Source organism: Kitasatospora sp. SolWspMP-SS2h (assembly GCF_003259315.1).
In the GTDB taxonomy this organism is placed as follows: Bacteria; Actinomycetota; Actinomycetes; order Streptomycetales; family Streptomycetaceae; genus Kitasatospora; species Kitasatospora fiedleri.
The window spans coordinates 1-1,228 of the sequence record NZ_QLLT01000066.1; the positions used below are offsets into that span (position 1 = coordinate 1).

The window sequence follows — 1,228 nt, forward strand, 5'->3', positions numbered from 1 at the left end:
CGCGTCTTCTCCCTGCGCGACGAGTTCGGCGCCTGGGACCCGCGCCGCCAGCGCCCCGAACTGTGGTCCCTCTACAACGGCCGCCACGCGGTCGGCGAGCACGTCCGCGTCTTCCCGCTCTCCAACTGGACCGAACTCGACGTGTGGCAGTACATCGAGCGCGAGCACATCGAGCTCCCGGAGATCTACTACGCCCACCGGCGCGAGGTGTTCAAGCGCGACGGCATGTGGCTGACCGCCGGCCAGTGGGGCGGCCCCAAGGACAGCGAGCGGGCCGAGACCCGCCTGGTGCGCTACCGCACCGTGGGCGACATGTCCTGCACCGGCGCCGTCGACTCCCACGCCGACACCATCGAGGCCGTCATCACCGAGATCGCCGCCTCCCGCCTCACCGAACGCGGCGCCACGCGCGCCGACGACAAGATGTCCGAGGCCGCCATGGAGGACCGCAAGCGCGAGGGGTACTTCTAACCATGAGCACCACCCAGACCGCCACCGCCACCTCGCTGCTGCGCTTCGCCACCGCCGGGTCCGTCGACGACGGCAAGTCCACCCTGGTCGGCCGCCTCCTGCACGACTCCAAGTCCGTCCTCGCCGACCAGCTGGAGGCCGTCGAGCACGCCTCGCGCCGCCGCGGCCAGCAGGCCCCCGACCTGGCGCTGCTCACCGACGGCCTGCGCGCCGAACGCGAGCAGGGCATCACCATCGACGTCGCCTACCGCTACTTCGCCACCGCCCGCCGCCGCTTCATCCTCGCCGACACCCCCGGCCACGTGCAGTACACCCGCAACATGGTCACCGGCGCCTCCACCGCCGAACTCGCCGTCGTCCTCGTCGACGCCCGCAACGGCGTCGTCGAACAGACCCGCCGCCACGCCGCCGTCGCCGCCCTGCTGCGCGTCCCGCACGTGGTCCTGGCCGTCAACAAGATGGACCTGGTCGACTACGCCGAACCCGTCTTCGCGGCCATCGCCGCCGAGTTCACCGCCTACGCCGCCTCCCTCGGGGTCAAGGACGTCGTGGCGGTGCCGATCTCCGCGCTGGCCGGCGACAACGTGGTCGAGCCCTCCGCCGCGATGGACTGGTACGGCGGCCCCACCCTGCTGGAACACCTGGAGACCGTGCCCGTGGGCACCGACCCGGACGCCGAACCCGCCCGCTTCCCCGTCCAGTACGTCATCCGCCCGCAGAGCGAAGAACACCACGACTACCGCGGCTACGCCGGCCA

Annotated in this window: 2 protein-coding genes; both read left to right on the forward strand. The window is 71.8% G+C overall.

What is annotated here, in order from left to right:
- On the forward strand, positions 1 to 471 hold a 471-nt coding region (gene cysD, locus K353_RS33545; RefSeq protein ID WP_146616657.1), incomplete at its 5' end, for a sulfate adenylyltransferase subunit CysD.
- 2 nt (positions 472 to 473) lie between these two features.
- Positions 474 to 1,228, forward strand: a 755-nt coding sequence (locus K353_RS33550) for a sulfate adenylyltransferase subunit 1 (protein WP_199528331.1), incomplete at its 3' end; no start/stop codon positions are given.